Origin of the sequence: Streptomyces sp. NPDC059861 (assembly GCF_042731435.1) — a bacterium.
GTDB lineage: Bacteria > Actinomycetota > Actinomycetes > Streptomycetales > Streptomycetaceae > Streptomyces.
Genome location: NZ_JBHWJQ010000080.1, coordinates 1 through 7,559, shown reverse-complemented (window position 1 = coordinate 7,559; position 7,559 = coordinate 1). Strand labels below are relative to the sequence as shown.

Sequence of the window (7,559 nt, the reverse complement as noted above, 5' to 3'; positions counted from 1 at the left end):
CTCAACTCCCTCGCCGACTACCTCACCAAGGTCGGAACCACCGGCCAGCAAACAGAGCAGAACTAACCCTAAGGATTTCTGGCGCAGCACACTAGTGACAGCACTTGTGCACGGGTTCCGACGGCAGTCGATGATCAGCTCGCCCCAAATTGTTGACGGAAAGGACGGCACTGCCGGCCGCTCACCGGCCTGCAGTCAACTCTTCGCTGTGCCGGGATAAGGACCGTCCGGACGCCGGCGCCGAGCGCGAGGCCCTAGTTGGCGGCGGCCCCCGGTGGGAAGTCGTATGGATGTCCTACGATGCGGCTGGTGAAACGCAAGCGTCGCGTCCGAATGCTGCTGGCATGCTGCGTCGTCGCCGTCGCTGCGTTCGGGTGGTACGCCAGCACGGCCGTACGTCCTCCTGACTGCGAGGTCGCTTTTTCCGCATTCGCCGATGGTGATGGACAGCCCCTCCCCGAGAACGGGGAGGAAGTGACCTGGGATGAACTGACCGAACGTGCCTACCAGGACATGGTTTCGTCAGGACGTTGCGAGCCGCCGGCAGCCCGCTGGCGCCACTGGGTCAGCTGACCAACCCGACGTGCAGGGCAGATCTGCATGCTGCTCCACCGCAATGCAGGACGCTCCAGGCACACAGTCCGCCACCGTCACGCCGTGCTTGCGCTCCATCTGGGCATGACCAGCACCTTTCACCAGGAGACCATCCCGATGCTGCCCTGGCAAGAGGTCCAGTACCGCCCCAACTCGAGTTTGGACAGCACTTGCAGCTCTGCAGAAAGCGAACAGTTCATGACTTCAGGCAGCACGAAGGCCCCTGCCGAGAGTTCAGCAGGGGCCCCGCTGTGGAGAACTGCGGTGTGGACCTGTCCTCCATGAGCGGCATGCCGCCGACATCAGCTACCGTCTGCTGCCGGTCTGACGGCCCGGCCTCACTTCAGATGTCGGGTGAAGAACTGGGCCGCGGCGTCTCCCGCGAACTGCGGAACGCCGGTGTGCCCGCCCATGCTGGCGTACAGGGACTTCTCCTTCGAGCTGAAGGCATCGAACAGGTCCAGGGCCGCCTGCCTGTCGTTCCCTTCATCGTCCCACTGCAGTAGGACGTGCAGCGGAATGGTGACCTGGCGGGCCTCCTCGAACATGGCGCGAGGCACGAAACTCCCGGCGAAGAGACCCACGGCCACGATGCGCGGCTCGACCACCGCCAGCCGGATGCCGACGGAGATCACTCCCCCCGAGTACCCGACCGGACCGCCGATCTCGGGCAGCGACGGGAGGGCGTCCAGAGCGGCCTGCCATTCCGGGACCGCCTTGTCGACCAGAGGCAGGATGAGGGCGTCGACGATCTCGTCGCTGACAGGCTCGCCGGCCTCCATCGCCCGGCGCAGGTCGGCGCGGGCCTGTTCGGCGGCCGGCCAACGGGGCCGGTCGCCGCTTCCCGGGAGCTCGATGGTGGCCGTGGCGAAGCCCTCCGCCGCGGAGTGCCGGGCCCGGTCCACCAGTCGGGGGTACATCCTGCGCAGCCCAAGGGGAGGGTGGCCGAGCAGGATCAGCGGCACCGGTGCGGATGCGGGTGTCCAAAGGATGCCGGGGATCTCGCCGAGGGTGAATTCACGTTCGAGGACGCCGTCGTCAAGGCGCTGCTCGGAAGTGAAATGCATGGTCGTGCCTTTCGGGAGTGCGCTGGAACGGCGCTCCCGGACGACCTGTCTATCGCCCGACCGTGACCCCGGAGGGAAGCACCCATGTCGATACTGCGTTCACGGGTACCACCTCCTCGATCTCTCGCACGGCCTCCGGAAATGTAGCAACGGTCGCCTCGTCCGCCTAACGGGTTTTTGCGGAGTCTCCGTGGCACCGACTGGGTCACGCCAGGCTGCGGGTGGGGGTGTCGGACAGGACGATGCGGGCGGTGATGCGTTTGCCGACCGGTTCCTGCTCGATGAACACGTCCTCGGTGATCGCTTTGACGATCTCCAGACCGTGCTGGCCGATCCTGCGGGGATCGGCGGCTCGGGCAGCGGGGACTGTGGGATCGCTGTCCCACACGACGACGTCCACGGCACGAACAGTGATACGCAGCTCCATCAGGACCGGGCCCGGGGCGTACTTGAGGGCGTTGGTGACCAGCTCGCTCACCACCAGCTGCGTGAGGTCCCTCGCGCGGGCGGTCACGGACAGGTAATGGGCGGTGTGGGCCTGGTCGAGGAAGGCGGCGGCGTGGTGGCGGGCATCGGCGATGCAGCCGCCGTCCCCGTCCAGGGCGTAGCCGGCCCGCATCAAATACTCGTCCGGTGCGGCGCAGTCGCGGCCGTCGGCTTGGGATCCCACCAACCTTGTCCTCATTCCCCGTTCCTGCGCGGGCCAGTACCCCTTTTCCCTGCCGCGCATGCCGTAAGGGTGGCGTTCGGCACATCCGGCCGGTGCTTTTAGCCGCGCTGGTGGGGCAGAATCGTCCGCGCACGCCCCGACCCGAGGGCAAGCCTAAGCGCAGCCGAGGAGACGGTGACCGACATCGAGAACGCCAGCCAGCCGGCCCGGCTTTTTGCCGAGCACCGCATGGTCGACGGCATCCATGTCGTGGCTCTGCGGGGCGAGATCGACCACGACGTCAAGTCCGTGCTCAGGGAAGCCCTGCGAGTCGGGGACGACGCTCAGCGGCCGCGGATCGTGGCGGACCTCGGTGAGGTCACCTTCCTGGACTCCAGCGGCATCAACGTCTTCGTCGCCACCCACCAGCAGGTGAGTGCGGCAGGCGGTTGGGTCCGGATCGCCGGCGCTCAGGAACCTGTCCTGCGGGTCCTGCAGCTGGTCGGCATCGACGCCATCATCCCCTGCCGTCCCACCGTCCAGCAGGCCCTGGCCGACTGACCACCTCAGCCAGCCCGCTCAGCGCCGGCCGGGCCCGAACGCCGGTGCACGGCATCCTGAAGCGCCCGGTCCACGGGTTCCGACAACTGCTCGCCCAGAGCCCAGCCGATCAACGACTCGGCGACCGTGTGCAGCTTGATGTTGGTGTGCTGGGACACCTCGCGGAGCACCTCGAACCCGGCCGCGGGCGGGATCTGGTGGATCGCGATCAGGACCCCGATGGCCTGGTCGACCGTCGCGTGGGAGCCGATCGCGTGCCGCAGCTGGGCGTTCTCCTGCTCCAGGCGGGCCGTCGCGCCGTCCTGGCTGTCCTCGGACAGGGACGGCTGCACACGGGATGTCGACATGACCGGCTCTCCCTCCGGGTGACGTTTCCAGTGCGCCTGCCCGTTACCAGAGCCGCAAGACACCCCGCCTGTCACGTAAAGATCACACGGTGCGCAGAAGGTTCTTCGCCGGCCACGGCCGGCGAAGAACCCGAGAGGCTGTCTCCCCAACCCCTCCCCCGACGAGTCGCCCTTCCCGTCCCACTCACACTCACGCATCCGGCAGCTGCCGCATCTCGATCACGTGCAGCCCGAGCGACTGACAGCGCAGCAACAACCCGTACAGCTCGGACGGCTCCCCCACCGAGCCGAACAGCACGCTCTGCCCACCCATGACCACATGATCCAGCTCCGGGAAAGCCTTCACGAAAGTCTGGGACATTTCACCATCGATACGCATCTCAAACCGCATCAGCTTGCCTGCTCCCACCGCGTCCGGGTACGCCACCCCGGACCTGTCCTGACCCTTGCCACCATGGCGTTATCCGCCTCTCCGAGCCTCACCCGGAGCAGGTGAAGACCACTTACGGCCAGACGACCAGCACGTGGTCGGTGTCGTCGTCGGCGAGGGTGATGCGGACGTCGGGCATGCTGCCGTACTTGCCGGAACTTGCCACGCGCGATCTCCTCACTCCCCCACCATCCGTGCTGCACCGGTCGGCCCCCCGAGGCGAGCAGCAGGTAGTAGCGGCCGCTGTTCATGCGAGGCGCATCCCTCTCCACCGTCCCGGCTCGCACACGATCGCCGCCTTCGCTTCCAGCTCGGCCAGCTGGTAGTGCACCGACGCCCTGCTGCGCATGCCGACGGCCGTGCCGATCTGCTGGATCGTCGGCGCGTGGCCGTGATCGGCGACGTGCCGGCGGATACAGGCCAGGACGCGATCCTGAGTGTCGGTGAGGTGGCCGACGCGGTGCATACTTTGATTAGAGCGCCTGTTCGAATAGATGGGTAGGCGGAGATGACACGGCAGCCGGGAGCAGCAGGTGAGTGGGCAGGAGCCGCTCTCGCGTCTCGACGCGCTGCGCTTTATCCGGCGCGTCGTCGAGCAGCAGGCCGTCCGACAGTTGCGGCTCATCGACGGCTGGATCGCCGATGAGGAACGACGCGAGACGGAGCGGCGCCAGGGTGAGGAGCGGCGGCCGACCCCGCCGGACTGGCTGGTGCAGTACGGCCTCAACCACGGGAACGTGGACGCCGTGCACACGGGTGACTGCTGGACAGCAGCCCAGAGCGGGCGGTGCCGACCGGCGACCCGGCAGCAGGCGGTCGACGCGCTGCGCCGGCAGGTACCGCCGTGCATCCACTGCCGGCCCGACACAGCTCTCGGGATCTTCGACTAGCTCAGGCCGAAGCGACGGCGCTGCCGGGTGACTGGCTGTGTCACATTCGACGAGAGTCATTTCGAGGTGACTTGGGGAGTCGTTTCGCAGCTGCGGGCAAGATCAATGTCGGTGACTTCTGATGTCACTCCCGGCTGTCAGTGCCGGGTAGGAGACTGCCCGGCGTGATCGAACCGAACCCGAAAGCGGACCTTCTCCGGTACTTGCAAGAGGCGCGTGACACCCTGGTGTGGAAGCTCGACGGCCTCTCGGAGTACGACATCCGCCGTCCGCTGACTCCCACGGGCACGAACCTGCTGGGGCTGGTCAAGCATGTCGCCGGCGTGGAGCTGGGGTACTTCGGCGACACGTTTGGGCGGCCGTTCTTCGACGGGGAGCCGCCGTCCTGGTGGTATACCGAGGAGTCAGAGCTCAATTCGGACATGTGGGCCACGGCGCACGAATCACGGGAACAGATCGTTGGGCTGTATCGCCAGGCGTCGGAGCACTCCAACAGCACGATCACAGCGCTGACACTTGACGCGATCGGTCACGTTCCGTGGTGGCCGGAGGAACGCCGAGAGGTGACACTGAACCACATCCTGGTGCGCGTGATCTCCGATACTCAGCGGCACGCCGGTCACGCCGACATCGTGCGAGAGCTCATCGACGGATCCGTCGGATATCTGCAGGGCAAGGACAACTTGCCACCAGAGGATCAGGCGTGGTGGGAGGACTACCGGAGCCGACTGGAGCGCGTGGCGCGGGAAGCCGACGGCTGACTCGCCATGCTGCCGACCCCGTTGGCTCCGGGGTCGGCCATGCGGCGCCGTTCAGCCGGCTGCCCTGGTCCGGCTCCATGCCCTGCCCGTCGCCAAAATCATCGACATCACCACGGACCGGTTCCACCAAGACGGCACCGGCTCCTGCCTGACCATCGACCGCCACCCCGTGCTGCTCCCGCCCAGACTGGGTCAGCTCATCAAGGACCAGATCGATCAGCCACGCACCACCACCCGCATGCGCCGGGCGCTGGACGAAGCCTCCCCCTACCTGCTGCCAGGCAAGTTCCCCCATCAGCCCCGCAACCGCCACAGGGTGGACAACCTGCTCAGACAGCACGGCCTGCCGGTCCTCATCGCCAGGAACACCGCCATGATCGAGGCCGTCACCACGCTCCCGCCCATCGTCGTCCCCGACCTGTTCGGCCTCAGCCCCGCCACAGCGCAGACGTGGGCCAGGTACGCCAACGACAGCTGGACCCACTACCTCGCCGCCCGGACATGACGAGGAAAGACCGCATGGACATCGCTACATCCTGCTAACGTCTGCGACATGAAGCGCGCTGCTATGACGACGACGCCGGAGAGTGTCCCGGCGCGCTGACAGACGACCTGATCCGAAGCCCCGGGGCAAGTGCCCCGGGGCTTCGTCATAGGCCCGGTCACTTGCTCCGCAACCAGCAGGGAGACCTCGATGACCACCGTGCACGACCACCGCAAGCTCGGCCGGGAACTGAGCCTGTTCGACACCGACCCACTGATCGGCGCCGGCCTGCCGTACTGGCTGCCCGACGGCGCGGCCGTGAGGCACACCCTGGAGGAGTACATCCGCACCGCCGAGCGGCGGGCGGGCTACCAGCACGTGTACTCACCGGTCCTCGGCAAGCGGGAACTGTACGACATCTCGGGCCACTGGGCGCACTACAGCGACGACATGTTTCCCCCGATGGACCTCGGCGGCGAGCAGGTCGTCCTGCGGCCGAGCCTGTGCCCTCATCACGCGGTGATCTACCGCTCCCGCTCCCACAGCTACCGCGAACTGCCCCTGCGCATGGCCGAACTGGGAGGCATGTACCGCTCCGAGCTCTCCGGCGTGCTCGGCGGGCTGACCCGGGTGCGGGCGATCCAGCTCAATGACGCACACATCTTCTGCACCCTGGACCAGGTCGCCGAGGAGGCGCAGGCGGCGCTGGAGATGATCCGCCGGGCGTACGAGGCACTCGGCATCATCCAGACCCGTTACCGGCTCTCCCTCCCGGGCCCTGGCGGCAAGTACGTCGCCGCTCCCCAGAAATGGCAGCGTTCCACCGCCCTGCTGACCGATGTCCTCGACCGCTCCGGCCTGCCCTACGAGGCAGCCGAGGGAGAGGCCGCCTTCTACGGGCCCAAGATCGACGTCCAGGTCACCGACGGCGCCGGCCGGGAGTCCACACTGTCCACCGTCCAGGTCGACTTCCACCAGCCCGAGCAGTTCGACCTGCACTACATCGGCGCCGACGGTGCCAAACACCGCCCGGTCATGGTCCACCGCAGCATCATCGGCAGTGTGGAACGTGCCGTCGCTCATCTCATCGAGCAGCACGGCGGTGCTTTCCCCGCCTGGCTCGCCCCTACCCAGCTGGTCATTCTCCCGATCTCCGACACCGAACTGCCGAACGCCGCAGCCCTCGCCCAACGCTGCACCCGTCTGGGACTGCGTGCCCAGACCGCGGGACCGGACCGCGGCAGTCTGGGCGCCCGTATACGGGAGGCCCGCCTGGTTCCCTACCAAGCCGTCATCGGGGCCAAGGAGGCCGCTGACGATCACGTCGCACTGCGCTTGCGTGACGGACGCCGGCTCGACCCACAGCCGGTCAGTGACGTACTCACCCACATCAGCGCTCTCATCGGGGCCCACAGCACCGACCTGTGGGCCGACGCCACCTCGTAACAGGCGTCGCGATCAGCGCCTGCTGCCGCCCGCGCGAGGAGACTGGTGATCTCCGCGATGGAGGGGGACGAGGGCTTGAAGTGACAGCCGACGTTCTCCGGCCTTCTTGTGTCTCCACTTGGCCATCAGCATCAGCAGGCTGGCTCGGGCCTCGCCAAGCTGTGCGAGGCCCGAGCGACGGCATTCGTCATTGTCGTCGGGGTACCGCGCTGTGTCGCGAAGGGCCCAGAGACTAAGAGGTCCTAACAAAGGCGTTGGACGTGTCGGTGGGTGATGAGGCAGGTGGCGAGGCCGAGGAAGGCCTCGTGGATGTCGTCGCGTCGTTCCCAG

General features: G+C 67.2%; 11 protein-coding genes. 6 read left to right on the top strand and 5 right to left on the bottom strand.

All coding sequences use genetic code 11. From position 1 onward, the window contains the following. The first annotated feature begins 309 nt into the window (after positions 1–309). Positions 310–573 carry a hypothetical protein gene (locus ACFV6X_RS35335; RefSeq protein ID WP_385390517.1) on the top strand — a complete coding sequence of 88 codons (264 nt, stop codon included), beginning with the start codon at positions 310–312 and terminating at the stop codon, positions 571–573. 359 nt (positions 574–932) lie between these two features. Here the strand turns inward: ACFV6X_RS35335 and ACFV6X_RS35330 are convergent, their stop codons facing one another. Together ACFV6X_RS35330 and ACFV6X_RS35325 are read right to left on the bottom strand one after the other, a co-directional pair. Beyond that, positions 933–1,661 (bottom strand): alpha/beta hydrolase, encoded by a 729-nt coding sequence (locus ACFV6X_RS35330; RefSeq protein WP_385390515.1) that lies wholly within the window; start codon positions 1,659–1,661, stop codon positions 933–935. A gap of 205 nt (positions 1,662–1,866) precedes the next feature. Then, entirely contained in the window at positions 1,867–2,331 is a 465-nt protein-coding gene (locus ACFV6X_RS35325; protein WP_385390513.1) for an ATP-binding protein, read from the bottom strand. A 174-nt stretch (positions 2,332–2,505) separates the two neighbouring features. On the opposite strand from ACFV6X_RS35325, the gene ACFV6X_RS35320 reads away from it, so the two are divergent. Next, entirely contained in the window at positions 2,506–2,871 is a 366-nt protein-coding gene (locus tag ACFV6X_RS35320) for an STAS domain-containing protein (RefSeq protein ID WP_385390512.1), read from the top strand. A 5-nt stretch (positions 2,872–2,876) separates the two neighbouring features. Here ACFV6X_RS35320 and ACFV6X_RS35315 read toward each other — a convergent pair whose 3' ends face one another. The 3 genes from ACFV6X_RS35315 to ACFV6X_RS35305 form a co-directional block, all read right to left on the bottom strand. Further along, entirely contained in the window at positions 2,877–3,218 is a 342-nt protein-coding gene (locus ACFV6X_RS35315) for an ANTAR domain-containing protein (RefSeq protein WP_385390510.1), read from the bottom strand. A gap of 190 nt (positions 3,219–3,408) precedes the next feature. Further along, positions 3,409–3,609: a hypothetical protein gene (locus tag ACFV6X_RS35310; protein ID WP_385390520.1), complete on the bottom strand. Its 201-nt coding sequence runs from the start codon at positions 3,607–3,609 to the stop codon at positions 3,409–3,411. Positions 3,610–3,895: 286 nt separating this feature from the next. Next, the gene (locus ACFV6X_RS35305; protein ID WP_385390509.1) at positions 3,896–4,114 is read right to left on the bottom strand and encodes a hypothetical protein; all 219 of its coding nucleotides are present in this window, start codon (positions 4,112–4,114) and stop codon (positions 3,896–3,898) included. A 67-nt stretch (positions 4,115–4,181) separates the two neighbouring features. Here ACFV6X_RS35305 and ACFV6X_RS35300 point away from each other — a divergent pair, with 67 nt between their 5' ends. The 4 genes from ACFV6X_RS35300 (at position 4,182) to thrS (ending at position 7,229) form a co-directional block, all read left to right on the top strand. Beyond that, positions 4,182–4,538 (top strand): DUF6233 domain-containing protein, encoded by a 357-nt coding sequence (locus ACFV6X_RS35300; protein ID WP_385390507.1) that lies wholly within the window; start codon positions 4,182–4,184, stop codon positions 4,536–4,538. A gap of 164 nt (positions 4,539–4,702) precedes the next feature. Then, positions 4,703–5,299, top strand: a complete 597-nt coding sequence (locus tag ACFV6X_RS35295; protein WP_385390506.1) for a DinB family protein — start codon at positions 4,703–4,705, stop codon at positions 5,297–5,299. Between the two features lie 169 nt (positions 5,300–5,468). Next, positions 5,469–5,804 carry a hypothetical protein gene (locus tag ACFV6X_RS35290; RefSeq protein ID WP_385390505.1) on the top strand — a complete coding sequence of 112 codons (336 nt, stop codon included), beginning with the start codon at positions 5,469–5,471 and terminating at the stop codon, positions 5,802–5,804. Positions 5,805–6,002: 198 nt separating this feature from the next. After that, positions 6,003–7,229 (top strand): threonine--tRNA ligase, encoded by a 1,227-nt coding sequence (gene thrS / locus ACFV6X_RS35285; protein ID WP_385390518.1) that lies wholly within the window; start codon positions 6,003–6,005, stop codon positions 7,227–7,229. The last annotated feature ends 330 nt before the right edge of the window (positions 7,230–7,559 follow it).